This window comes from Bdellovibrionota bacterium, assembly GCA_040386775.1.
Taxonomy (GTDB): domain Bacteria; phylum Bdellovibrionota; class Bdellovibrionia; order Bdellovibrionales; family JAEYZS01; genus JAEYZS01.
Genome location: JAZKEU010000007.1, coordinates 49,744 through 73,976, shown reverse-complemented (window position 1 = coordinate 73,976; position 24,233 = coordinate 49,744). Strand labels below are relative to the sequence as shown.

Sequence of the window (24,233 nt, the reverse complement as noted above, 5' to 3'; positions counted from 1 at the left end):
ACTTAGGTCTTAGGACCTTAGGTACCGGTAACTCAATTATAAGAGTTCAGTACGCACTCAGAGTCCTGGCATAAAAAGATTGATGTACCATTTTCCGATGGCTTCGCCGCCAAAAATGTACAAGATTGCCGCGAATGCGATGTAAGGTCCGAATGGAATTACGGTTTTCATTCCTGAAGAGTTAGTGTCTTTGGATTTCCAAATGATGAGCAGTCCAACAATACTTCCAAGAATAGATGAACCTAAAATTATAAATGGAATACTCATCCAACCAAGAATTGCACCGATCCAAGCAAGAAGCTTGATGTCGCCGCCGCCCATACCTTCTTCTTTTTTTAAAAGAAAATAAACATAAGCCACGGCCCAGAGAAATCCTCCACCCAAAAGCATTCCCAAGAGTGAATCCACAAAAGTTCTCTCTGGATTGAGAAGCCCACCTACTAAACCTATAACTATTCCTGGCAATGATATTTTATCTGGAATAATAAAATGATCTATATCGATAAATGAAACTATCACTAGCCCTAGAATTAAAACCAGAACTTCTAGAAGAAAAAAGCTCCAGCCTAATTTCATAAAAGTTCCTGCAAATAAAAATGCAGTGATGATTTCGACTAAGCAGTATCTAAAAGAAAATTTTGCGCCACAGTTTCGACATTTACCTCTGAGAATCAGCCAAGATAAAATAGGAATATTGTCATAAAATTTTACAGGATTTTTGCAACCATAACAGTGACTGCCAGTAGTAACGACGCTTTCTTCCTTGGGAATTCTATATATGGCAACGTTAGCAAAACTGCCGAAGAGAGCTCCTAAAATAAAAAAGGCACCCGTCCAATAAAAATTCATGTAAGGATTCATGATTTCATCAAACAAAATCACGCCTCCTGAATAATACGATCGCAAGGCTTAAGAAAAAAATAACCCAACCCAATGTATAAACCGACGCAAATAACATTGTTCTGCCTGGAATGATCTCCGCATATACAACTTGATTCATCCAATTCATGTTTTCTAGATTAGGAAGTGACCATTTTAAAATTTGGCTTAAAGTTTTTAAGAATTCATTCTGGCCGCGAGCAACGATTTCCGCAAAACCATTCATTCCATGCCCGATAAGGAATAGTCCAACAACTGCACCAACTACGAGGATTGGACGAATAATGACTCCAAAAAGAAGTGTCATACTTAGCAGTACAAGAATCTCAAGAAAAATTCCATAGAAGGCGATCAAGAAAGATACTGTTGGCTCCCACTGAATAACAAAAAGAAGTGTGGCCAAAGCAATTCCCAACCCCAACATCAATGTACAAAGCATCATTGTGAATCCAAAGAACTTGCCCATGATGAATTGGCTGCGACTTAAAGGATAAGACATCAAGAATAAAATTGTTTTCTTATCAATCTCTCTGAATACAAGTGTACTGCCTACAAATAAAGTCATGGCAACGATTGCTAAGAAAATTCCAGAGAACCCAAAGTCGATTGTAAGTCTTAAGTTCTCATGAATTGAAAGCTGAGAAAGTAAAATACTTAAGGCCAGCAATCCCATGGCAAAGAAAATTAAAATAAAGAGAGCTTTATCTCTGATCAATTCTTTATAGGTATTTTGAGCGATTGTTAAAATTTGATTCATAATTAAAAATCCTTCCCAATGAAGCTCTTAAAGGCTTCTTCTAAAGATTTTTGATTTTGGATTGTGATGATATTCGTTTTTTGGCTTCTCAACTTGTCGATTTCTGCTTGGAGACTTTCTTCAGAATCTACGGACACAGTTTTGAAATTATTTTTATCTTCAAAAGTGATATCAAATTTTGGATTGAGCTTATTGATAAAGCTTAAAGTTTTTCCGGTGTATTTCATCTCGCCCTGATTGAGAATCACAATTTCCGGGCAAAGATCTTCGATATCTTGCAATAAGTGACTACTAATAAAGATCGAAACTTTTTTCTCAGACTGAATTCTCTTAAGGATATCTTTTACTAAAGATCTTCCTGCAGGATCTAGATCCGACATCGGTTCATCTAGGATAACTAATTCTGGGTTTCTGATGATCGCTTGGGCTAACCCCATTCTTTGATACATACCTTTAGAATATTCTCTGAGTCTTGCCTCTTTAGCATGTTTCAAATCAACGAGTTCAAGAATTTCATCGATCTTTTTTTCTGACTCTACGTTGGAGGTAGAAATATTATTTCTAGAAAGCTTGATGGCAAAATCTAAAAACTCTCCGCCAGACAAGTGATCATAGAGCTGAGGCTTTTCTGGTAAATAACCAATGCGCTTTTTGATATTTCTAGAAATCTTTTCACCGAAAAATTTGATTTCACCTTTTTCAGGAGTGATCAAATCGAGTACACACTTGATCGTTGTTGTTTTTCCAGACCCGTTGATTCCTAAAAAACCAGTCATCACGCCTTGAGATAAAGAAAAAGAAATATTATGTAACACTTCTTTGGGCTTTGACCACGGATTGCGCTTAAAAGACTTCGTTAAATTTTTAACTTCTAATACATTTGCCATGTATTCATTTTGTGAAGTTTAAAGAGTAAAAGCAATCACTTGCGGCGCCGTCGAAGCCCTGCGTTGTAAAAGAAATTCAAACTTGGGGTCCGATATTCGGAATGATCTGATACTTTATTCTTATAAGTTAGATAACAGTATATTTTAAATAAAATTTATTATATTTTTTAGCAATGCCTGCTCTTTTCTTTTTCACATTGATTTTTAATTCCGCTTTGGTCTTTGCAGAGGTGCCAAAGAAATGCATTGATTGGAATAAGGATTTAAAAATAGAACGCTTCACTCCTTCTTGTTACGATAAGTGCTGGACAACAACTTACGAATATAACGATTATTCATGTTTAGGACATTGTGAAGAATATTGCTTTACTCCAGAAGAATATGCCTACAGAAATTTAAACCACATTTTGTATGTATTTGGCTTAACATATGACGAGCTAAAACTTTCAGCTCAAAATCTGGAAGCAGCATCAGACGTTTACTTCGCCAAAAATAGTGTTCAAAGCATGGTCACTAATAACTTTCGAGTGGATTTACCTGACAGTGAGAGCGATGCTTTTAGGCATATTACTTGGGCGGCCATAACAGCCGATGAAATTGGGATAGAGCTATCCTCTAAATTTTTAAATGCGCATGAATCTGGGTTACCAGATAACGATCCTGGAAAACTTATGGATTTAAAAAATAACAAACTTGGCCATGAGATTTATGCTAAACTTAAAAAAGACAAGAAATTAAACGAAGAGAATATTGAAAAAGAGGCAATTAAGGCAATAAAATCTAATAAAGCTACTGTTCTTAAACCGAGAGAAGGTATATGGAAGAAAAAATGAAAAATAAATTTTTAATATATATTCCTATAGTTTTTCTTATTTTATTTGTTGGAATTTTTAGTTTAGCGGAATTAAAAAAAGAAATATATGGCATAACCTTGAATTATAAATCAGCCAAATCTCTTTTTGGTGAGCAAGAGTTCAATGCAGCCGAATTCAAAAAAGCAAATTTAATCACTAGATCGAAAATGGCAGTAAGCCTTCTTAAAAAAAATCAATTAGCAGGAACTGACATCAAGGAAATTAAATTCTTACTAGGCGAAAATACTGGTTATTTCCTTAGTGATAGTACCCCAACTTACATACTGAATGAAGGCTGGAAAGAAAATAAGGACACTTGGCAATTGGTTATTCTTCCTGGCAAAGACAAAAAGGTTAAAGAAGTAGTTATCAATATGAACTGCTGCGACGATTAAATTATTTCTTCCTAAATCAGTTAGAGCTGGTTCCTCATTTTGAGCGACAACCGCCGCTCTGCGTACATATGTTTAGAAGTTTAATTTCTTTTGAGCCAATAGAAAAGAGCCTAATATAATCGAGTGTGGGATCTTGCCTGTTTCAATGAGTTTTCTTAATTCTGTAAAAGTGACCTCAAAAGTTTCAATGTCTTCGTAAGGATCTAATTCTTGCTCTTTTGTTTTTACCGCATCCCAAGCAATGAACGTGTGCATCTTGTTGGATAAAAGCGCGGGATTGGGATATTGAAAACCAACGAATTCTAGATTTGTTGAGGTATAACCAGTTTCCTCTTCCATCTCTCTTCTCGCTGCTTTTTCGACAGGTTCGTTTTCTTTGGGATGAGTTGAGCCGCCAGGAATTTCAATCGTGACCTGCTCCACAGAGTGCCTATATTGATTGATGAGTACAATCTTCTTGTCTTTTGTCACTGGAATCACGTTCACCCAATCAGCAAATTCAATGGTGTAATAGCCAGGCATGATTCTTCCGTCTGGAAGCTCGCACTTGTCCTTGCGCATACGAAAGTATCCGTACTTTGCTAACTCTTCAGATTCTAATGTTTTCCAAGGCTCAATCTTACTCATTGATTAATAGCGTAGACGACATTTCTAAATTGTTGCAAGACTTCTTTTAAACACCAAAATATTTAGTCTCTCGATTTATAAAAAAGGCAATTGGACAAATTTTACGATAATTTCCCCATTTTGACAAAAATTGTTCGACACTTCAAAACTACCTGATCAAAAAATGTACATCAAAGCGATTTTATAAGAGTTCACATGGCATACTCTCTGCTCTAGTAGGTATTAGGCTTCCGAACTTCTTTTAAGGACGTAATATATGAAAAACAAACTAAAACAATTTTCTCAGAGTATATTGTCAGCTCTTATTATTATAAATATGATTTTTCCCTCTTCGGTATTTGCAGCCAATATAGAACTCGATACAGCTGTAAATTTTAGAGTGGAAGGCATTGACTCTACAGAAACACCAACTCTTAAGGCTTTAACAGTTATGCCTAAAGGTACAGTGCTAGAGGTTCCAGATGAATTCGTTATTAAGACAGATAATAAAGTTGATATCAATAAAACTCTCAACAATTGGATGATCCAAAGCAATATCAAACAGACTCGCTTTGATAAGAGAGGTAGACCTAGTTACGAACATTTCTTTCCAGTCAAAATCGTGAGCATGCCTGACAATAAATCCATGAATGGACAACACGGTTTTGTAGCTCTTAAACACATTGCAGAGCGCGGTGGTCTTAAGCTAGAAACTACTCATAAAACAAATCTTGTAGATTCAAGAGAGTTTAAAATTAAAAATTCTAAACCTTCCATTTATGCAAATGGAGGCCGCCATGAGACGACAGAAGCAAAAACTTGCATTGCTGACTGCGATGACGAAAATTCATTACAAAAAAGAATTCGCGCTGACTTACAAAGTGAATTAACAAAAGTAAAAAATCACACAAACGCTATGATGAGGTCAAAAAGAATTGGCGGAAGCTTTGATGCCATCGCGAGAAATTTTGAAAGAACTTGCTTTGGATTAAAGTTTGATGATTTTGCTAACTATGTAAAAGAAGTTGCTCCCAAACAAAATATTCCAGCAGAAGTGATGCTAGGAATTTTAACACAAGAATCTGCTGGTGTTTGCCATGCCGTTGGAGACAAAAAATCCAGATCAAAGAGCGTGGGATTATTTCAGTTGAATACAAGGACCGTAACCAATGTCGATTCTTGCACTCCACAGCAGCTTCAGTCTTTGAAAGGAAAAACCATTGATCAAATGGCCAGTGATTCATCTCTAAGATGCCTACAAAACCCTGCGGTAAATCTTGAAGGCGGAATGAAGGTGCTTCTCAATAAATACAGCATCGTAAATAATGGCGCTCAACCCACATCAAGCTCTTGGGCAACCATGAGCCTTACAGAAAAAGATAATTTTAGAAAAGCTCTTGCTGCCTACAATGGCGGAGAGGGCTGGGTTCAGATTTCAAAAAGCGATATTGCCTTTGCTAAAGATAAATTTGATATCGCCCTTAATAATGACTGGGAAACGGTTCGCTTGTTTATGTTCAGACATAAATTAAGAGCCAATGGTTATGTAGGAAAGAACAAATCCAGAATGACAAAGTGGGAAACTAGTAACGTAGCCTACGTGGATGCAATCTTAGGGCGCGGAACTGGAGAGGATTCTCAAAAAGGATTCACCGACCACTGGCATGCAGCCTTGAGAGGCTCTGCTATTTCAGTTGCCTCAAGAGAAATTTAATATACAATTTTAGGCATGTATCATCTCGTGCCCACCTTTAAGAAAGTCTTTGAATCCATGATCTTTGCATGGGTTTGGCTTTTTTTACTAATTATACATATTATTTTCTACTCCAATAGTGAGCCTACAAATATTCTCTCAACGATTTTTGATCGTTTTGTGTTGGCCACTTGCTTTCTCCTCTATCCATTTTCATTGAACTATAAACTCCAAAACACTATTTGGCCTTTCTTTATCCAATTTGCATTTTGGTGGCTCTTTGGTGTTTTTGCTATGTGGCTATACAGTAAGTTATCTGGTAAAAAAATATCGAGCTGAAAATAAAAATCTCTTTATAAATCTCAAGCCTAAAGTCTTAAGCTAATGTTAAGAAATGAATTTTATAGTAACGAGACTTCTCAAAATAAGGCGATTCAATCAGAATCAACTATCCCACAAATATAATCTAAAAAATTATGTAATAAAGGATGAGCTTAAAACACTAATACTGTAGTGCCATGGGCCTAATGTATCGATAGCCAATTCCGGCTACGAAAAGATGGAGGATTCAATGAATCGCAATACAAAAATGATACTAGCAGCAGCTCTTATCTCTGGTTTAGCAACTGGAAGCGCAGCTTTAGCTAATGATCACGAAAAACCAAAAGCTGGAGCTGAAAAAGCGTCATGCAAAGGTAAAGAGGGCTGCGGCGCTAAAGATAAAGCATCATGTAAAGGCAAAGATAACAAAAATGATAAAAATCATTGCAAAGGTGCTGACCACTGCGCTGCTAAAGAAGAAGCTAAATAACTTAGTTACTCTTTAATATCATGGGGGATAAACTCCCCCTTTAATTTAAGGTAAATATGAAACAAAAGCTTTTCAAAAACTAGGGTATCGGCGTGGGAATCAGGAGTCCTCATGTAATGCAATTTCTCAACGAACTACCAAAAAGCATTCAATGGGGCGAAGTCGTCTCTGAAAACTACATGAATTGGCAAAATGGTTTAAAACCAAAAGCATTTTCTAATTTAGAAAAAATAAGAGAGAGGCTGCCTATTGCTCTTCATGGAGTTTCTATGAATATTGGATCTGCTGATCCAATAGATGCGAATTATCTTAAGCGCTTAAAAGAACTTGCAAACAGCATTGACCCTATTTGGATTTCAGATCATCTCTGCTGGACAGGTGTTGATGGTGAAAATATTCATGATCTAATACCTGTTCCTTTCACCAAAGAGAATTTGAAATATCTTTCAGATAAAATTTTAAAGATACAAGATTTTCTTGGCCAAAGAATTTTAATAGAAAATGTATCTAGTTATTTTGAATATACAAATACAGAAATGACAGAATGGCAATTTATAAAAGAATTAACTGAGAAAGCTGACTGCGGTATTTTATTAGACATTAACAATATATATGTCAGCTCAGTAAATCATAGTTTTAATCCCATAGATTTTTTAAAATCCATGCCCTTAGAGAGGGTTGGACAAATTCATCTTGCTGGTCATTCCGTCAAAGACGGTTATCTCATAGATACACATGACCAGCCCGTGTGTGAAGAGGTTTGGAAGCTATTTCAATGGACAGAACAGAATTTAGGTTTCTTCACATCAATGATAGAAAGAGATGGGGCTATTCCAAACTGGCAAGAACTAGAAAAAGAAATTCTCAGAGCTCATGAAATTCGTAACGGAGTAAAAAGTGAATTCACTAAAAAAATTACAGCTTCAATTTAAAGAAGCCATTACTAAAAATTTTGAGCCTGAGTTTTTAAACTCTCTACCTCTTAGAGAGACAGCACAGTTCTCTAAACTTCAAAGGTTGAAAGTTTATCAAAATGCTTACTTCCTGCGCATCGAAGAGTCTCTTGAAGAAGATTTTCCTGAAACTTTTGAATTGATTAAAAAAACTAAGGGAGACCTAAGAAGTCAGCTTAGAAAATTCCTTAAAGAAAATCCTTCAAAATTCAATAATCTCGGTGAATACAGCCAGAGCTTCCCCCTCTTTTTTGATGTTAAAAATGAAAGGGACCTTTATGAGTCTGCAAATTTTGAATGGAAGAAATGCATTACATTTGCCGCCCATCACAAAATTCCTGTTGATATATCCACATTGTCGCAATATTCAGAAGAAGAGATACTAACTTTAAAAATGGAACTCCATCCAGCAGTACAGTTGGCCATAAAGGGTGATCACCTCTACCTTCTATATCGCGCAGATAGCGAAGTGACTACTGATAAAATTGATCTCAATAGTTATAAAATTATAGATATGATACTTGAAGGCTTGAATATTTCTAAAATTGTTGAAAGGATTAGTAGTCCAGAAGAATTATTTAGGATATTCGCAATGCTCTCCAGTCGTGGATTGATTGTCGGCATTCAAAAATAACGCTCACTCTGTGGAGCAATTAAATATACGAGGAGATATCTGTGGGTTTTTTTAGTAGAGTTGATAGTAAAGTCCAAAGCTTATCTTTTATATTAGATCCAGTTTTAAAATTAATTCCACGCCTTTTCATCGCTACGGTATTTATCCCTGCAGGGTGGGGCAAATTGCAAAACTTAGGCAAAACGATTGAATACTTTAAATCTCTCAATATTCCATTAGCAACAATTCAAGCTCCCCTGGCCGCCTTCAGTGAAGTTATTTTTGGAATTTTTGTTCTTGTAGGTTTTTTTACGAGATTATCTTGCATACCACTTTTTTGTATTATGGTTGTTGCCGTTCTCACTGCACATAAAGAGGACGTGACTTCGATTTATGCATTATCAGAACTTAGTCCAGCATTGTATGCCGTCATTATCCTCTGTGTATTTACATTGGGTTCCGGAGCTTTTTCTTTAGATCAAATTCTTTTTCGAAAAAAATAAATAATGTCAGATGTATTTTCTACCGAAATTTTTATTTTAAAAATTAGAGCTAAAGATCCTTTAGCTCTAAGCCAACTGGTAGAAGCTTATACAGACAAACTCTATCGATGCTGCCTGGGCATGGGACTCAATGAAGAGGCCGCAGCCGACTGTACACAATCCACATGGTTAACATTTCTCGATGTTGCTCATAAGTTTGAAGCTCGATCTAAAGTACAAACTTATCTATTTGGAATTTTATACAATAAAATTCACGATCAATTTAGAAATAAACAAAAAATGGATAAAAACGACCCAATTGATAATCACATGAACAATAGGTTCGATAATACTGGCCATTGGATTCAATCACCAATTGACCCTGAAAGTTTTCTTCTCACAGCCAATACTAAAGAAGAAATCGAGAATTGCTTAGAAAAGCTTCCGGACATTCAGCGTATGGCTTTTGCTATGAGAGAAATTGATGAAGAATGCTCTAAGGATATTTGTAAGATTTTAGAGATTACTGAGACTAACCTAAATGTACTCTTGTATAGAGCCAGAAATAGACTCCGAGAGTGCATTGAAAAAAAGGCAGTAGTAATATGATGACTTGTCGAGAAGTAACAAAAAAAATTAGTTCATCTGAAGATATTGGAATTATAAAGAAAATAGAAATAAAACTTCACTTGGCTTTGTGTAAAATGTGTCAAAGATATTACAAGCATATAATCACATTACAAAATAGTTTTAAGCATTTAATGAATTCTAAATTCAATAAATCTGCTACTGATAAAATTAAAATAGATATTTTAAATAAGATCAGTAAACTAAAAGAATAAACTCTCTTTTTTCGTCACCAAGCTGAGCGTTGATTTTGGAGAGCGTGTCTTCAATTACAAGCTCGTTGCTTTGAGTGAGATCGCAACCCAAAAGCGCTCTACGACCAGACATCGCTTGAGCCAATTGATCGATGGTGGCCTTTAAGCGATAAGGCGTATCCATCACGATAAAGCTTTCTTTGATATTTTTAAGTTTTGCAATTTCTCTTTGGCGATCTTCTTTTTCGCGAGGCAAGAATCCAACAAATTGAAATTTTAAAAGTTTTTCTGAAGACAAACTCAAAAGAGTCATCAAACTTGAAGCACCAGGTGCAGAAATCACTGAAATCTTTTCTTTTCTGCAAAGTGAAATCAAGTGAGCGCCGGGATCACAAAACACCGGTGTTCCACAATCTGAAACCAGAACGACATTCTTATCTTTGCAAAGACCTTTCAAATGCTGAAGGTCTTCTTTATCCGAATGCTCATTTAAGAACTCTAAAGTCTTAGAATGAAAATCTACTTCGAAATGTTTTAGCATGGGAATGAGTTCTTTGCGTTCTTCCCCGATGATCACGTCGGCCTCTCGCAAGAGCTTGAGAGCCCTCAATGTGATATCCTCGAGATTTCCGATGGGAAGAGCAACTACATATAGCATTACTTCTTCTCCATTTTTGTGAAATCCCAAATATCTCTATCTAACATATGGCTAGGTTGTACGCGGCCCATGGAGGCGATGAGTGAATTCTTGATTTCTGGAATATCTTTCTGCAAGGTCTTTAGCAGCGTCTTGATGTAACGTCTCTTATGATCAATATGCGTGTTCTCCCCACACATCAGTGGACATTGACAGCACACAATCGGAAATCCTTCAGACTTTGCAAATTCAATAATGTCGCTCTCGGGCACATAGACCAGAGGACGAATTACACGCTCTGGACTTTCTTCTGGCTGAAGAACTGGAGCCATAGTTGCTACCCGACCAGAGAAAAATTCGTTCAAAAGCAAGGTCTCAATAAAATCATCCAAATGATGACCAAGAGCAATTTTATTGCATTCTAATTTTTTAGCAGCTCCAGAAAGTGCGCCTCTTCTTAATCTTGCGCAAAGAGAACATGGAACAGATCCATCCTTCATTTTTTCATCAAGTAGAGTTGCAATATCAAAATACTGCATGTCTCTCTTGATGTCCTTAGTTTCCAAGAAATCATCGATAAGATCTTGCCTGAATCCTGCATAGCCTTGGTCAATGTTTACGACAATCAAATCAAAATGAATAGGAGCTCTTTTCTTCAGTTCATTTAAAACATGAAGCAAAACCCACGAATCTTTACCACCCGAAACTGCCACCAAAATGCGGTCACCCTCTTCGATCATATTGAAATCAGATATAGCTGTGCCGACCTTTCTAAAGATACGCTTCTCCAGCTTCTCTAGATTTGATTTATCACTATCCACCGTGGCATTATTTTTAGGGGTTTTCGTTTGAGTCTCTAACATAGACACTTAGTTAGCACATTCAGCAAACAAAGATCAATATATTCGGGTTCAAAAAGAATATAAGACTCAAGCTAATTCGTTGATCTTTAGATAATATTTCTATAACTTAGGCCCATGTTTGAGTTCTTAAGAGCGTACAAAAATTATGACCCCGCAGCCAAATCCTTGCTCGAAGTGTTTATTTGTTATCCTGGCGTAAAAGCTATAGGCTTTCATAGAATTGCTCATCCACTATATCAGGCTAAACTTTATATCCTGGCAAGGCTCGTTTCAGAAATCGGAAGACTCTTAACAGGGATCGAAATTCATCCAGGCGCTCGCCTAGGCAAAAGAGTCGTGATCGATCATGGCATGGGCGTTGTGATTGGCGAAACCGCAATCGTCGGTGATGATTGCTTGATCTTTCACGGAGTTACTCTCGGTGGAAAAAATTTTGAAGATAAAAAGAGACACCCAACTATCGGAAACAAAGTGATTATCGGAGCAGGCGCAAAAATTTTAGGAAATATTACGATCGGTGACAGCTCTGTCGTGGGCGCAAACTCTGTAGTGACTCGTGATGTTCCTAGTGGTGTGATTGTTACAGGAATCCCTGCAACACTAAAAGTAGATTAAAAAACCTTTGATTCCCTAGCATTCAAATAACAACAGATCTGCCCCCCAAGCAAAGTGATTGTCCAAATGGTATTGATCCAAATTAAAAATAGTGGCAGCACAGCCATTGCACCGTAGGGACTACCCTTCAAAGAGTATACGACGTAATAGGCGTAAAGTTGCTTAACAACTTCAATCCCAATTCCAGCAAATGCACCTGCCTTCATGCAGGTCTTCCAAGTCAATCGAATTGCAGAAACCCACCTGTACATTGTCGTAATAAAAATCAATGTTGTTACCAAAGGTAAAATAGAAACAAGAACTGAAAGTGCCGTGATCTCAACGTGGCCGTCCGTGATTTTATAAACCGATCGCTGTGCAAGAATAGAAAGACCAATAAAAATTGGTCCTAAAGTCATTAGAATCACATATTTAATCATCCTTTTAATTCTATGCTCAGGATGATTGCTACCCAACATGGCATTGAAAGAAAATTCAATTTGATAGAGCATCAAAAAACTCGAAACTAAAAAACCGATCAATCCAAAAATACCAATGGCCTCTACCGAAACTCTATCTTGAATTGTTTGCACGTATGACAAAATCGTCTCTGCAAGTTGAGGCGCGAGATAGACTCCTACGAAACTTTGTATCGAAGCTTTAATCTGTTCAAATCCATTGAAGTAATCAAAGAAAAAATAGAAAAGAGCCAAGATCGGTACAAAATAAATAAACGAATAATAAGTCAACGCTGCCGCATGCGTGAAGAGAAGATCTTCGTTGGACTTCTTCCATATTGATTTGGCGAAGTCTTTTAAAAATTTCATTTTTCGACTTTAGCCTTTTGCTGCTTAAGCACATCAAGATAAAAGTAGCGATCATACATGGAATTGTAGCTGGACCATTTTTGCTCGGGGTTGCTCTCACTCATTTGAGCGTTCATGTAGGTCATCATCGAATTGATACGGCTGTCCAACTCGTCAATCATACCCACCACCATAGCCTCTAAGAATTTTGGTCTCTTAGGGGATCCATATTCTAATTTACCATGGTGAGTGAGCACTAGATGCTTGCATACATTTTTTAATTCCACAGGGAAATTAGGAATTTCTTTTGCCTTTCTCTCGACAAGCTCGCTGCCGAGAGGAATATGGCCAACCAATCTTCCTACGTCCGTGTAACCAATGTACGTATCAAACGAAAGCTCCCACACCTTCCCAATGTCATGAAAGATAGCTCCAAAAATCAAAAGATCTAAATCCAGTTCTTTATAATTCTGCGATATCAATTTCATCACATTACAAATTGAAAGAGTATGCTCTAGCAATCCTCCAATGTAGGCGTGATGCACAGATTTTGCTGCCGGGCACTTTTTGATGAGTGGCTGAATTTCAGAATCGTTTAGAGTGTTTAAAATTAGATCTTTGATGAATGGGTTTCTAACCTCTTGGGAAATCTTGATAAGGTCCGAGAACATTTCTTCGATGTTGTTTTTGGTAGTGGGCAAAAAATCGGCAATCTGTACCGAGGTTGGGCTCATCGCTTCGATATTCTGAATGACAAGTTGATTACGATTTTGAAATTTTTGAACTGTAGCCTTTACAAAAACAAAATCATCCACTTCAAACAGTTCATTCATTTCTTCTGCTTGACCAAAAACTCTTGCGTCCACTTGGCCAGTTTTATCTGAAAGCACTAGACTTAAAAAAGAATGGCCTTTCTTGTCTGTTCCTAAGTTCTTATCCTTCACTAAAAATGTACATTTAATAGCTTGTGAAGGTTTTAAATCTTTGACGTAAATTTTTTCCAAAAATTATCTCCAGGGATGTTCTTTTTTCGCGTTTTCCAAATATCGACTTGTATAGGCCTTATAACCTTCAATTAGCTTTCTTGTCTTCTCAAATTGCCCTACTTTGAAAGTTTTGCCATTCACATCTTTGACTGGAACTATTTCTCTAGTCGAAGAGGTCAGGAATACTTCGTCTGCGCTTTGGAGAGTTTTAAGATCAAATCCCTTTTCTTCTACCTTTAGGCCAATGTTCTCAGCTATTTCCATAACAATTCCGCGGGTAATTCCCACCAAAATGTCGTAATTTGCAGGTGGCGTAATGAGCGTATTGTTTTTCACCATAAAAATATTGGAAGTTGTACCTTCCGTCACATGACCTTGCGAATTCACCATAAAAGTTTCGAAAGCACCTTCTTTTTCACCTTCATTGTAGGCCAACACATTGTTCAAATAATTCCCAGATTTAATGTTTGGATCGAGGGCTTTCTTGGCATTTCTTAATCTTTCGGTAACAAAAATCTTTGCGCCTTCATCAAAATACTTTTTATCAATTTGTACAAAGGGATAAATAATGATCACCTCATTGGGTTTTTTCACCATATTCTTGCTCATGCCAATAGGCCCATCACCGCGAGAGATTTGGATTCTCATGTATACATCTTCGCAATCTATTTTTTTGTAGATATCGTAGATGTGCCTGATCATTTCGCTTTGGGTTTTAGCAAGATCCATATCGATCCACTTGGCAGATCGGTAGAGTCTTTCAATATGAGCTTCAATTTGAAAAAAAATTCTTCCATAAGATCTCGTCACTTCGTATATGGCATCACCAAATAAAAAGCCTCTATCAAAAACACTGATCTTAGCATCACCAGGTTTATAAATCTCACCATTCACGGCAACTAATTCTTTCATATTTTCTCCCGGGTATCTATAAACGGTCAGCGCATAATCTGTTGTCTAAGCTTGAATCTGTGAGGGTAACTTGGGCAAGTTGAATTTTTTCTTTTGTGTAATTAACAAAATAAAAACGACCCGCAGCTAAATCTAAATACCTGTAATTGCTTGTATGAAGCAGTAAGCCTTTTTTAAATACTTCCTTCTTAAAATAGCCAGTAACGTCATAGAAATAACCACATCCGTTTCCAAAAACTTCATCATCTTTTGAACTCTGCTTAGACCAGCTCATATAATAAACCCGCATATCGCTTTCTTCGCTGAGAGCTGGAAAATTAAAGTAGATTTTAAAATTACCAACCGCCTCGCGATTGAGGTAATTGTTCCAGTTGATTTCACCGCCAAAATCTTTGAAGTCAAAACGATAGTTTTTCCCGTTTAAAACTTCTTTCGGGCCATCCACAACTTCAACTTGTGTAGACAAAGATTCAAATAACTCATAAGTGTTTTTTTTCGTATCCACCGTAAGAGGAGCTTTCCTTAAAATCTCATCCCAAAGTTCTTGCGTAAAAACGATATCAAACTTTGCATCCGTTTGATTTACAATTTCAAAATCACTTTTCTTTTGAGCTTTTTCTTTTTCACAAGAAATAGAGAACAACAAGAAAAAACCCAAACTCACTATTTTTAAGATTTTCATACTTTCCTCTTATTCTTTGCTGGCTATTTCTAGTTTTCTTTTTAGGCTCAAAATGGGTTTGTATACCGGCGACATCTTGTAAGCTCGTGCAGCTAAATTTCTTGATTTATTTAGGTCCTTAAGCTCGTAGTAGGTCTGCGCAAGTCCGGCCATCGCAGGAAGACTGTCCTTATCAATTCTTAAGGCTTCACTATAATTCAAGTCTGCACAGGGAAAATCTTTCTTGATCAGACATATTCTTCCCATGAGAACAAACGAAAGACTTTTATCACGATGGTGCATTATTGGCGCAAGAGTTGCCTTTGCATCATCGTCTCTTTTTAAGGTCATAAGAGCATAAGACAAAAGAATTTGATTCGATGTATTTGAATAATCGGATTTGAGAAGTCCCTCAAGGATATCCTTTCCTTTGAGTTTCTCCGAACCTTTGAAGAGAGCGTATCCATAAAGAGATCTTAAATTTTCATTCTTAGGATATGCATCTTTCATTTTTTTAATCCACATCACCATGCGATCCCAAGTCACCAAGCCTTTATAGAAGGCCACATCAAGGACATGATCTGATGTTAAGAAGGGATCCACATTTACAGCGTCCTCTAAAAGTTTTTCCATAGACTGCTTCTCCTCCATAATAAAATGGAGATAAGCTGCCGCTATTTTTAGTTCCTGTTTGTATGCAAAGAGATTCTGACTCTGCCTTGTCACTAAATTTATGATGTCTTCTACTTGTTTTTTTATGGCAGCGTTGGATTTAGCTTCGGTTCCGTTTTTTGCACTCATCTCTGCCATGCTCAAAAGAATACTGCCGTCCAAGCCACCATTTACTAAGCTTTGTGTAAAATTTTGGTAGGCAAGATCAAATTTATTGTCTAGATAAAAAGCTACGCCTTTATTGAAAAAAGCAGCGGCAAATTTTGGATTGTTGTTAAGAGATGTATCAAAGTTTTTTTTAGCCTCTTCGAGATTAAAATTTTTGAGTTGCATAATACCTGAGAGATTAAAAATCTGAGATTTCATTTTTTTATCTTTTACTGTATTACTCAAATCCGAAACCAATCTTTGTGCCGTGACTGTGTCGTCTAACTCCACACTCACATAAGAGAGTAAATACTTTAACTCTTCGTTGGTGCTGTTCACGGCTAAGGCTTTTTCTAGATAAAATTTTGCATCTTCAAAATTTCCGTAACTCATATTATCGTAGGCCATTTTCTTTAGGTCATCGTAGCTTAGAACCTTTTCTTTTTTATTGAGATAGTAAAATGCTGCCCCTGAACCAATCACCAAAAGAAGAATAAAGATTCTGAAAAAAGAACTTTTGTCCGAAGCCTGTTTTCTAAGATCTTCTTCCAATGCATAATTTTTAACATGGATTTCTTCAAATTTCTTTTCTGTTTCTTTTGCCTTAAGCTGAGTAATCCTTGCCTCTTCATTATCTTTTAGATGTTCAGTCACATTGGAAAGAATTTTTTCTCCTCCAAAATTCAATACCTGTTTACTGAGATCCTCAGTCAATGAATCTGTTTCACTATTGGTGAAAGTTTTTTCATTCTTTAGATATTCTTTATTCTTGTGTTCGGTGATGACTCTTTCAAACTCTTCTTCTTCTCTGAGGTATTTCCAACGATTGAAGCTTTTTGAAATTTCATCAACTAGAATAAATTCCTTAGAAATAATTCCACGTGCGACTTCTTCGAATGTATATGGCCCTTTGATTTCACCCGAAGACTTGATGAGCCATTCTCTATTGTTGCTTCCTTGCATTCATTCCTTAGAGCTTTTGTCGCCTAACTTTAATGTCTAAAGTGTCTTACTCCCGTGAATATCATATTCACTCCGAGCTTTTTTGCCGCTTCAATGACCTGTTCGTCTTTAACAGAACCACCAGGTTGTATCACCCAGTGGATTCCATTTTGTGCTGCGATTTGAATGGAATCTTCAAACGGAAAAAATGCATCTGACGCCAACACCGGTCTTTTGTGAGAAGAATGGTATTCCTTCATTCTATCAATCGCATGATGAACACTATCAATTCGACTCACTTGCCCCATGCCCAGACCTAAGCTCAGTTCATTTTCCACTATCGCAATGGCATTACTTTTCAATGCCGAACAAACCTTCCAAGCAAATAGTAAATCTTTTTTGATATCTTGTGAAGGCTCTTCACCATAAATTCGCCAATTTTTATCCCACTCTAGACTCACGATATCAGGAGATTGAAGAAGGAATCCACCAGAGACAGATCTTATGAGTGATTCTTTTTTGTGAAGATTAAAATCGTATTCTAAAAGTCTTAAGTTTTTCTTTGTTTCTAGAATTTTTAAAGCTTGTGAATCAAACTTCGGCGCGATCACGCACTCTAGAAATATTTTTGAAAGCTCATGCGCTGTCGCTTCATTTACAGTTTCATTAAGGGCAATAATTCCCCCAAACACACTGATAGGATCTGCTTTCAAGGCTTTTTGTGTCGCCTCAAGGATATTTGTACCTGAAGAAACTCCACAAGGATTATTATGTTTCACAGCTATACATGTTGGCCTATCAAATAGAACAGCCAAATCCAGAGTCGCATCCAAATCTAAAAGATTATTGTACGAAAGCTCTTTTCCTTGAAGGATCTTGGAATTGTGAAGACCGTATTTCGCATCCTTCATCTTTAACCAGAGAGCTTGCTGTTGTGGATTTTCCCCGTATCTGAGCTTTTGCACGAGCTGTGCTGAGAATGTGGTTTCATCGAATGAGAATGAATCCGCAGCCAAATGATTTGCCACCATAGAATCATATCCAGAGATATGGCTAAAGAGTTTACTGGCGAGAATTTTCCTTTGATCGCGATTGGTGTTTCCTTGAGCCGAAATCCATTTGTAATCGTTCGTATCGCAAATCACCGTTGTGTGTTCATAGTTTTTCGCAGCAGCTCTCAATAAAGCTGGGCCTCCGATATCAATGTACTCTGACAATTCTCTCTCTGATAAATCCAAATCTTTATGCTGAGAAAAAGGATACAAATTGCCAATAACAAGATCGAAGGGCTCAAGAGAATATTCTTTGAGTAAATTCATATCTTCTGCATTTTCTTGTCTAGCCAGCAAAGCCATATGAATTTTCGGATGAAGAGTTCTCACTCTTCCGTCCATCACTTCCGGAAATCCCGTCTGCTCACTCACTTCGGTGACTTTGATTCCATTTTCTTTGAGATATTTGGCCGTGCCGCCTGTAGAGACAACTCGCAAACCAAGATCCACGAGTGGCTTTAAAAATTCCTTCAATCCGGTTTTATCCGAAACACTGACAAGAGCATTTTTGAACATAATTTATACTGTCTTTCTAGTTATGGTTTTTAGAAAGACACCTTTGAAAGTAAAAGTTTTAAATCATCGTTAGTCAGGTCAATACCTGCGCCGAGGTAACCTGATGCTTCGTCTGAATCGGCGAAGTCATCACCACCGGCAACGACGTATATACCGTGAAGTATATTATATCTTAAACCCGCTCTCAAATGAGGCTGTTCCGCAGCAAAATCAAAAACATCAAACGAGAGTCTGAGTTTTCTAGGAATGAGGTTGTACTCAAAACCAACGCCGCCAGTGTTTTCCATGAGACCGGCTTTCACGGTAAAGTCATAGAAGTTTTTAGCAAACAATGCAGTAAATTTCACTTTATTTTTATATGTAATTGTCATGTCCTCAGAGTTGACTGGGCCACCGTTATTTGATGTGTCGCGAATTTCACGTTCAATCTTACCTTTAGGATCATCAATCACTCCGAGCTCATAAAAACGATCTAGGCCGGGTTGGATTCTCACCCCAACGTAGGTTTTTGCCGCTTCAGCGTCAGAGAGATATTCTGTATGAAAATCAAAGCTCATCTGAGTTTTACTTGCCGTTCCTATAAACTCATTCACACCAGCTATCGCCGTATTCAACTCATCCACCGTTTTTTCATCGTTAATGAGTTTACCAAGAGTTCCTTTGCCAGAATTTAATTTATCGCTCACTTCTTCAAAGTTTTTGGTGATGGTATCTACTCTTGCCAAGCCACGGTTAAGTTTTGCAAATGAGGCCTTGAAACCTTCCTCCGATGGATCGTCGATCAAAGCTTTGATCTCTCCAGTCACATCATGAAGATTATCGATCACGTCTTTTACTTCGTCTTTTTTCTCGCTTGTAATTTCTGCGATATCGCCAGTTAAGGTTTCAAGATTAGAAATGATTCTGCCTACTGGAGATTTATCATCTCCATCGCCAGTCATTGCTTCTTTGAGTGTTTCTGAAATTGTGCTCAGTGAACTTGTCAAAGTGCTCACCTGATTCATCACGGCATCGAGAGAACCTTTGTCGATCACTTCCATAATCTGCCCACCGTCTGCAAGCTCTGGTGCACCACTCGTATCCATTACGATTTCTACGTATCTGTCTCCCAAAATACCTTGAGCTCTGATTTCAATTTTTGCTTTTTCTGTAAGAACAACTTCGGGATCGATAGTGATATCTAAACGCGCCTTGCCCGCTTGCAATTTGATATCTTTGATGACGCCCACGTTAATGCCGGCCATTTTGACAGCGCTATTTTTGATAAGACCCGAAGCATTGTCGATCAAAAACCAATGGGTCTTAGATCTTCCAAGATACGATGGATCTTCGCTCACACCGATGGTCATGTAACCAATCAGTCCGAGGATGCCTATCACAAGTAGGCCAACTTTAAATTCTGCTGTTTTGAGCAAGTTCACTTACGATGAATCCCTTTGTCGACAAACTTTCTCACCAATTTATTATCTGAATCCAGGAACACTTGTGGAGTCCCAAATAATAACACCTTACCGCTATCTAACATCGCGATATAATCAGCTAATCGGAATGCAGCGGTCAAATCGTGAGACACAATAATACTGGTTACGCCCTCTTGGTATTTGTGCGTCTCTATAATGAGATTATCCACCATTTCTGTCAAAATTGGGTCTAAACCTGTCGTAGGTTCATCGTATAATAAGATTTCTGGATTTAGGGCTATGGCTCTAGCCAATCCCACACGTTTTTGCATTCCACCACTGATCTGTCCTGGCAGTTTATGAAAATGTTTTTCTTCAATTCCCACCAACTTAAGTCGAGTGGCGGCAAGTTCTTGTCTCTCTGGCTTTTTTAAATCTCTTCGATGTTCATCGAGAGGAAAGCGAACATTTTCTAAAACTGTTTGATCATCAAAGAGTGCTGCGCCTTGAAAAAGTACACCAAAGTTTTTTCTCACTTCAATGGTTTGATCATGAGAGAGCTCCGCAAGATCTTTGCCTAAAACCTCTACACTTCCGCTCGAAGGCTTGAACACACCCAAAAGATGTTTCAGAAGAACGCTTTTTCCTGTTCCTGAGAATCCGATGATGAAAGTGATTTTCCCTCGAGGAATATCAAGATCAATTCCTTTTAGAACTTCTTCTTTTCCATCAAAACTTTTCACTAATTTTTTTACGCGGATGGCATTCTCTCCTCTAAATTGACTGCGACTCATACTGGATTCATCCCCAAGATCATCGTCATCATTTTTGTTAAAAAATAATCCAAGATAATGATAGATACCATACTTGTCACTACACCGTGGTTCGTGGCATCGCCCACACCTTTTGCGCCACCTTTGGTATTGTAACCTTTGTAAGTGCAAATCGTAGAGAAGAAAATTCCAAAAACTGCAGCCTTAACCAAACCTTCATTGATGTCTCTTGGATCTACAAAAAATCTTGTTTTCTCAATAAAAATGGCTGCGTCTAAATTCAAAATATAAACTGCCAACACATACCCACCAATTAATGCTACAAAATCAAAAAATGCACAAAGCAGTGGGGTTGAAATCAGTGAAGCCAAAATTCTAGGAGCAACCAAATAGTTTTTTGCATCCACTCCCATCACTTCAAGCGCATCAATCTGCTCTGTCACTCTCATGGTGCCCAGGCGAGCTGCCATAGCGCCACCTGCTCGTGCCGAAATGATCAAGCCCGTAAGTACCGGACCCAATTCTCTTGTCACCGCTAATCCTGTCATGGGACCAATCAAATTGTCTGCATTGACAATCGACAAACCCACCCAAGCTTGAAAAGCAAATACGAGACCGGTAAATAATCCTGTTAAGAAAATAATAACCAAAGATTTGTTTCCAACAAATTCTATGTGCTGAAATAATTCTGTGAAACGAAAGGGCCGCTTGAACCACCAGCTCACAGATTGTCCAAAGTACAAACCGATTCTTCCCATTTCCAAAACATAAGTGTCCAGAAAAGAATACATCATCCTTTGCAATCTGCTCTTACGAAGTTCAGAATACATTTCTTCAGACATAGACCCTCGGTACTCGTGGGCCCAATCTCGTGATGAGCTCGTAGGAAATAGTATTGATGTTCTGGGCAAGTTCTTCAGCACTTAATTTTTGCTTGCCTTGATAACCCCAAACGGTAACTTCTTCACCCATTTTAATTTCAGGTTTATTTTTGAATTCCGTGAGATCAATGATTGTATAGTCCATGCAAACTCTTCCGATCACAGGAACTCTTTCTCCTCTGAAAAGCATAGAAGAGTTATTAGAAAAATGTCTGGGATACCCGTCTCCATAACCGATGCAAAGTGTGGCCACCAAAGAATCTCTTTGCGCTTTCCAAGTTCCACCGTAAGAAACTGTTTCTCCTTTATTGATATTTCTCACCTGCACGATGGAAGTATGAACACTCATCACCGGTCGAATATCATCGGCCATATCTGAAATTTTTGGAGGATATCCGTAGAGAGCAATACCTGGTCTTGCTCCGAGGTAATTTTTATTTTTATGATAGTCTTCTAAACCTTGGAAATTAGAAATTAGCGCACCACTATTTAAACAATGAGAATATTTAAATTTTCCTTCGAACATTTTCTCAATGCCAGAAAAAATTCTCATTTGAGCTTGGGTCATTCCATCTGGAGAGATGGCATCGTCGCCATTCGCAAAGTGTGTACAAATTCCTTCGAGCTCGATATTTTTATGAGAATTAACAAAGTCCAAAACTTTAGCAGCATCGCTTGCTGAAAATCCCAGCCTTGCCATGCCTGTATTGAATTTCAAATGAATCTTGATTTTTCTATCTTTCGGTAAATGACCAAGAGAATCAAAATTTCCAATCACTGGAGTTAAATCATGATTGAAACATTCTTTGAGCGATGGTTGATCAAAAAAACCAAACACTAAGATTTGCGGACTCTTTCCTTCGCCAGCATTTTTTTCTCTTAAACGAATTCCTTCTTCCGTAAGAATTACGCCCACTCTCTCTATACCTTCTTTGACCAGAGCGTTTGTCACTTCCACATCACCATGGCCATAGGCATTGGCCTTAACCATTGGACAAAAGAAGCCTCGCCCTTTATGAACTTTTTTAAGGGTTCTTACATTTTCTCTGAGTACATTTAAATTTATTTCTGCTCTAGTTGGTCTCATAGCCTCATGGTCTTTGCTTTTTTGCTTCAAATGGTTGAACTTTAATTGGCTCAAAATCCTGTACAAAATCTGCCGGCACCGTTGCCAAACATACTTTGTTCCGCGATGTGCTCTTCACTTGATAGAGTGCTTCATCGGCAGCTTTTACAAGCCCTTCGCCGTCATGGGCATGGGCAGGATACTCTGAAACTCCCATACTTGCTGAAACTTTTCCTAAGGGTTGTTTTTCCCCATGAGGAAATGGGGTCGACTCCACCACTCTTCTCAGTTTCTCGGCTTTGATCGCCGCACCTATTTTATCTGTATGCGGAAGAATAATTACAAATTCTTCGCCACCGATACGACAAACAATATCATTCTTACGACTTGTTTGGCGCAAAACTTGCGCATACATTTTGAGCAAAACGTCCCCCATAGGATGACCGTTTTGATCGTTGTACTTTTTAAAATGATCGATGTCCATATAGATGAGTGACACAGGCATCTGTGTTCTTCTTGATCTGCTTAATTCTTCTTCAAGTTTCTCATTAAAATATCTACGGTTAAATAATCCAGTCAGAGGATCTTTGATGGCCATATCGTGAATGCGCTTTTGCATTTTTGTATTCATGTAAGAAACTTTAAAAATTTGTGTGAAGCTATCAAAAAGTCTACGCACGGAAGCATCTTTCATCGCATCAAAAACAACCACCACTCCGCCCACGGTGGCTTCATCTTCTATAGGAATAGCAAAGTATTCTGAGACCTTAAAAAAATCTTTCATCATGATGTGCAAGCCATCAAGGGACATTGGATTCATTAACTTTTCTAAATAAACTTTTGAGTCTAAATCTTTTAAAGGAATGCCAATATTCTTAAGCGTATCTTTATTGATCTGCGCACTTTGCGTAACTACCAACGACATATGTGAAGAAACAAGTGTCAAAAAAATCGCAGGCTTATTATTTATAAGTCCTGATACGTGATCCAAATAATTTTGAATCACATTGTCTAAATCTTTGGATCTGGACATCTGGGTCATAAGACTATTGATCTTAATGACCTCTTCTTTTTCTTGAGAAATTTTTATGTTCATGCCAGAGAGAGTTTTATTTTTTTCCGCAAGCTCTTCTAGTAATTGTTCGTTTTGATACTGGAGGAAAAGTTTTTCTACAGTTCTATCAATGGTCTTGATCACGTCATCCAATTGCTCAAAAGGCTTATGGATATAATCGTATGCACCCAACCTCATCGCATCGAGCGCAGTTTCCAAAGAGGCATGAGAGGTCATGATGATGAATTGGATATCTTGAGAAATCTTTCTAATGTTTTCCAAAAGTTCGATTCCAGTCATTCCGGGCATACGAATATCACTGATTACGACATGAGGAGGATTTTCTTTCACTCTTGCAAAGGCAGCATCGGCAGATGGAAATGTTTCCACCTGATATCCAGCATCCTTGAGAGCCTCATTGAGAACCTCTGTGATACTGATCTCGTCATCGACGACGTAGATTAAAAAATCTTTTCTGTACTTAGCAATTTCCAAGGTGTCGTGTCCTAATGTAGTATGC

26 protein-coding genes are annotated in these 24,233 nt (G+C 37.7%); 9 read left to right on the top strand and 17 right to left on the bottom strand.

The annotated features are described in order from the left end of the window. Nucleotides 1–57: 57 nt before the first annotated feature. Genes V4596_02710 through V4596_02700 form a run of 3 tightly spaced genes read right to left on the bottom strand, consistent with a single transcriptional unit; the run spans nt 58 to nt 2,523 of the window. A complete protein-coding gene (locus tag V4596_02710) occupies nt 58–876 on the bottom strand; it encodes a prepilin peptidase (GenBank protein ID MES2768032.1) in 819 nt (272 codons plus the stop codon). Beyond that, nucleotides 869–1,636, bottom strand: a complete 768-nt coding sequence (locus tag V4596_02705) for an ABC transporter permease subunit (GenBank protein ID MES2768031.1) — start codon at nt 1,634–1,636, stop codon at nt 869–871. Before V4596_02705 ends, V4596_02710 begins: the two co-directional genes overlap by 8 nt. A gap of 2 nt (nt 1,637–1,638) precedes the next feature. Further along, the gene (locus V4596_02700; protein ID MES2768030.1) at nt 1,639–2,523 is read right to left on the bottom strand and encodes an ABC transporter ATP-binding protein; all 885 of its coding nucleotides are present in this window, start codon (nt 2,521–2,523) and stop codon (nt 1,639–1,641) included. A 173-nt stretch (nt 2,524–2,696) separates the two neighbouring features. Here V4596_02700 and V4596_02695 point away from each other — a divergent pair, with 173 nt between their 5' ends. Then, nucleotides 2,697–3,356 carry a hypothetical protein gene (locus V4596_02695; GenBank protein ID MES2768029.1) on the top strand — a complete coding sequence of 220 codons (660 nt, stop codon included), beginning with the start codon at nt 2,697–2,699 and terminating at the stop codon, nt 3,354–3,356. Next, nucleotides 3,341–3,772, top strand: coding sequence for a hypothetical protein (locus V4596_02690; GenBank protein ID MES2768028.1), 432 nt, complete (start codon nt 3,341–3,343; stop codon nt 3,770–3,772). The genes V4596_02695 and V4596_02690 overlap by 16 nt, the downstream gene beginning before the upstream one ends. A gap of 72 nt (nt 3,773–3,844) precedes the next feature. Here the strand turns inward: V4596_02690 and V4596_02685 are convergent, their stop codons facing one another. Continuing rightward, on the bottom strand, nt 3,845–4,399 hold the full coding sequence (locus V4596_02685) for an NUDIX hydrolase (GenBank protein MES2768027.1): 555 nt from the start codon (nt 4,397–4,399) through the stop codon (nt 3,845–3,847). A gap of 256 nt (nt 4,400–4,655) precedes the next feature. Between V4596_02685 and V4596_02680 the strand changes: the two genes are divergently transcribed. The 6 genes from V4596_02680 to V4596_02655 all read left to right on the top strand — a co-directional run bounded on the left by V4596_02680 (nt 4,656) and on the right by V4596_02655 (nt 9,539). Continuing rightward, nucleotides 4,656–6,092, top strand: a complete 1,437-nt coding sequence (locus V4596_02680) for a transglycosylase SLT domain-containing protein (GenBank protein MES2768026.1) — start codon at nt 4,656–4,658, stop codon at nt 6,090–6,092. A gap of 550 nt (nt 6,093–6,642) precedes the next feature. Next, a complete protein-coding gene (locus V4596_02675; GenBank protein ID MES2768025.1) occupies nt 6,643–6,882 on the top strand; it encodes a hypothetical protein in 240 nt (79 codons plus the stop codon). A gap of 92 nt (nt 6,883–6,974) precedes the next feature. After that, entirely contained in the window at nt 6,975–7,814 is an 840-nt protein-coding gene (locus tag V4596_02670) for a DUF692 domain-containing protein (protein MES2768024.1), read from the top strand. Then, a complete protein-coding gene (locus V4596_02665; protein ID MES2768023.1) occupies nt 7,780–8,469 on the top strand; it encodes a DNA-binding domain-containing protein in 690 nt (229 codons plus the stop codon). The genes V4596_02670 and V4596_02665 overlap by 35 nt, the downstream gene beginning before the upstream one ends. 41 nt (nt 8,470–8,510) lie before the next feature. Beyond that, the gene (locus tag V4596_02660) at nt 8,511–8,951 is read left to right on the top strand and encodes a DoxX family protein (GenBank protein MES2768022.1); all 441 of its coding nucleotides are present in this window, start codon (nt 8,511–8,513) and stop codon (nt 8,949–8,951) included. A gap of 3 nt (nt 8,952–8,954) precedes the next feature. Continuing rightward, nucleotides 8,955–9,539: a sigma-70 family RNA polymerase sigma factor gene (locus tag V4596_02655; protein MES2768021.1), complete on the top strand. Its 585-nt coding sequence runs from the start codon at nt 8,955–8,957 to the stop codon at nt 9,537–9,539. A 213-nt stretch (nt 9,540–9,752) separates the two neighbouring features. Here the strand turns inward: V4596_02655 and V4596_02650 are convergent, their stop codons facing one another. Together V4596_02650 and ttcA are read right to left on the bottom strand one after the other, a co-directional pair. Beyond that, on the bottom strand, nt 9,753–10,409 hold the full coding sequence (locus V4596_02650; GenBank protein MES2768020.1) for an SAM-dependent methyltransferase: 657 nt from the start codon (nt 10,407–10,409) through the stop codon (nt 9,753–9,755). Beyond that, nucleotides 10,409–11,251 (bottom strand): tRNA 2-thiocytidine(32) synthetase TtcA, encoded by an 843-nt coding sequence (gene ttcA / locus V4596_02645; protein MES2768019.1) that lies wholly within the window; start codon nt 11,249–11,251, stop codon nt 10,409–10,411. The genes V4596_02650 and ttcA overlap by 1 nt, the downstream gene beginning before the upstream one ends. Before the next feature lie 114 nt (nt 11,252–11,365). Here ttcA and cysE point away from each other — a divergent pair, with 114 nt between their 5' ends. Next, complete coding sequence (gene cysE, locus V4596_02640; GenBank protein ID MES2768018.1) at nt 11,366–11,866, top strand: serine O-acetyltransferase; 501 nt, start codon at nt 11,366–11,368, stop codon at nt 11,864–11,866. On the opposite strand, the gene V4596_02635 is transcribed toward cysE, so the two are convergent. Genes V4596_02635 through V4596_02585 form a run of 11 tightly spaced genes read right to left on the bottom strand, consistent with a single transcriptional unit; the run spans nt 11,863 to nt 24,208 of the window. Next, nucleotides 11,863–12,672, bottom strand: a complete 810-nt coding sequence (locus tag V4596_02635; GenBank protein ID MES2768017.1) for a YihY/virulence factor BrkB family protein — start codon at nt 12,670–12,672, stop codon at nt 11,863–11,865. The genes cysE and V4596_02635 overlap by 4 nt on opposite strands. Then, on the bottom strand, nt 12,669–13,655 hold the full coding sequence (locus V4596_02630; protein ID MES2768016.1) for an HD domain-containing protein: 987 nt from the start codon (nt 13,653–13,655) through the stop codon (nt 12,669–12,671). The genes V4596_02635 and V4596_02630 overlap by 4 nt, the downstream gene beginning before the upstream one ends. A 3-nt stretch (nt 13,656–13,658) precedes the next feature. Next, on the bottom strand, nt 13,659–14,549 hold the full coding sequence (locus V4596_02625) for an aminotransferase class IV (GenBank protein MES2768015.1): 891 nt from the start codon (nt 14,547–14,549) through the stop codon (nt 13,659–13,661). 16 nt (nt 14,550–14,565) lie between these two features. After that, the gene (locus V4596_02620; GenBank protein MES2768014.1) at nt 14,566–15,231 is read right to left on the bottom strand and encodes a hypothetical protein; all 666 of its coding nucleotides are present in this window, start codon (nt 15,229–15,231) and stop codon (nt 14,566–14,568) included. A 9-nt stretch (nt 15,232–15,240) separates the two neighbouring features. After that, nucleotides 15,241–16,992, bottom strand: a complete 1,752-nt coding sequence (locus V4596_02615; protein ID MES2768013.1) for a hypothetical protein — start codon at nt 16,990–16,992, stop codon at nt 15,241–15,243. A 29-nt stretch (nt 16,993–17,021) separates the two neighbouring features. After that, nucleotides 17,022–18,539: a bifunctional phosphoribosylaminoimidazolecarboxamide formyltransferase/IMP cyclohydrolase gene (gene purH, locus V4596_02610; protein MES2768012.1), complete on the bottom strand. Its 1,518-nt coding sequence runs from the start codon at nt 18,537–18,539 to the stop codon at nt 17,022–17,024. A gap of 29 nt (nt 18,540–18,568) precedes the next feature. After that, nucleotides 18,569–19,960: an MlaD family protein gene (locus tag V4596_02605; GenBank protein ID MES2768011.1), complete on the bottom strand. Its 1,392-nt coding sequence runs from the start codon at nt 19,958–19,960 to the stop codon at nt 18,569–18,571. After that, a complete protein-coding gene (locus tag V4596_02600; protein MES2768010.1) occupies nt 19,957–20,733 on the bottom strand; it encodes an ATP-binding cassette domain-containing protein in 777 nt (258 codons plus the stop codon). Before V4596_02600 ends, V4596_02605 begins: the two co-directional genes overlap by 4 nt. Further along, nucleotides 20,730–21,554, bottom strand: coding sequence for an ABC transporter permease (locus tag V4596_02595; GenBank protein MES2768009.1), 825 nt, complete (start codon nt 21,552–21,554; stop codon nt 20,730–20,732). Before V4596_02595 ends, V4596_02600 begins: the two co-directional genes overlap by 4 nt. Further along, nucleotides 21,547–22,710, bottom strand: coding sequence for an alanine racemase (gene alr / locus V4596_02590; protein ID MES2768008.1), 1,164 nt, complete (start codon nt 22,708–22,710; stop codon nt 21,547–21,549). The genes V4596_02595 and alr overlap by 8 nt, the downstream gene beginning before the upstream one ends. Beyond that, nucleotides 22,685–24,208 carry a diguanylate cyclase gene (locus V4596_02585; GenBank protein ID MES2768007.1) on the bottom strand — a complete coding sequence of 508 codons (1,524 nt, stop codon included), beginning with the start codon at nt 24,206–24,208 and terminating at the stop codon, nt 22,685–22,687. The genes alr and V4596_02585 overlap by 26 nt, the downstream gene beginning before the upstream one ends. Nucleotides 24,209–24,233: the final 25 nt, after the last annotated feature.

Bases quoted from the DNA above. Each gene is read 5' to 3' on its own strand.
- V4596_02600 (MES2768010.1), bottom strand. From the start codon at position 20,733: ATGAGTCGCAGTCAATTTAGAGGAGAGAATGCCATCCGCGTAAAAAAA.
- V4596_02650 (MES2768020.1), bottom strand. From the start codon at position 10,409: ATGCTATATGTAGTTGCTCTTCCCATCGGAAATCTCGAGGATATCACA.
- V4596_02595 (MES2768009.1), bottom strand. From the start codon at position 21,554: ATGTCTGAAGAAATGTATTCTGAACTTCGTAAGAGCAGATTGCAAAGG.
- V4596_02685 (MES2768027.1), bottom strand. From the start codon at position 4,399: ATGAGTAAGATTGAGCCTTGGAAAACATTAGAATCTGAAGAGTTAGCA.
- ttcA (MES2768019.1), bottom strand. From the start codon at position 11,251: ATGTTAGAGACTCAAACGAAAACCCCTAAAAATAATGCCACGGTGGAT.
- V4596_02635 (MES2768017.1), bottom strand. From the start codon at position 12,672: ATGAAATTTTTAAAAGACTTCGCCAAATCAATATGGAAGAAGTCCAAC.
- cysE (MES2768018.1), top strand. From the start codon at position 11,366: ATGTTTGAGTTCTTAAGAGCGTACAAAAATTATGACCCCGCAGCCAAA.
- V4596_02675 (MES2768025.1), top strand. From the start codon at position 6,643: ATGAATCGCAATACAAAAATGATACTAGCAGCAGCTCTTATCTCTGGT.
- V4596_02625 (MES2768015.1), bottom strand. From the start codon at position 14,549: ATGAAAGAATTAGTTGCCGTGAATGGTGAGATTTATAAACCTGGTGAT.
- V4596_02680 (MES2768026.1), top strand. From the start codon at position 4,656: ATGAAAAACAAACTAAAACAATTTTCTCAGAGTATATTGTCAGCTCTT.
- V4596_02705 (MES2768031.1), bottom strand. From the start codon at position 1,636: ATGAATCAAATTTTAACAATCGCTCAAAATACCTATAAAGAATTGATC.
- V4596_02690 (MES2768028.1), top strand. From the start codon at position 3,341: ATGGAAGAAAAAATGAAAAATAAATTTTTAATATATATTCCTATAGTT.
- V4596_02655 (MES2768021.1), top strand. From the start codon at position 8,955: ATGTCAGATGTATTTTCTACCGAAATTTTTATTTTAAAAATTAGAGCT.
- V4596_02700 (MES2768030.1), bottom strand. From the start codon at position 2,523: ATGGCAAATGTATTAGAAGTTAAAAATTTAACGAAGTCTTTTAAGCGC.
- V4596_02695 (MES2768029.1), top strand. From the start codon at position 2,697: ATGCCTGCTCTTTTCTTTTTCACATTGATTTTTAATTCCGCTTTGGTC.
- V4596_02620 (MES2768014.1), bottom strand. From the start codon at position 15,231: ATGAAAATCTTAAAAATAGTGAGTTTGGGTTTTTTCTTGTTGTTCTCT.
- V4596_02615 (MES2768013.1), bottom strand. From the start codon at position 16,992: ATGCAAGGAAGCAACAATAGAGAATGGCTCATCAAGTCTTCGGGTGAA.
- purH (MES2768012.1), bottom strand. From the start codon at position 18,539: ATGTTCAAAAATGCTCTTGTCAGTGTTTCGGATAAAACCGGATTGAAG.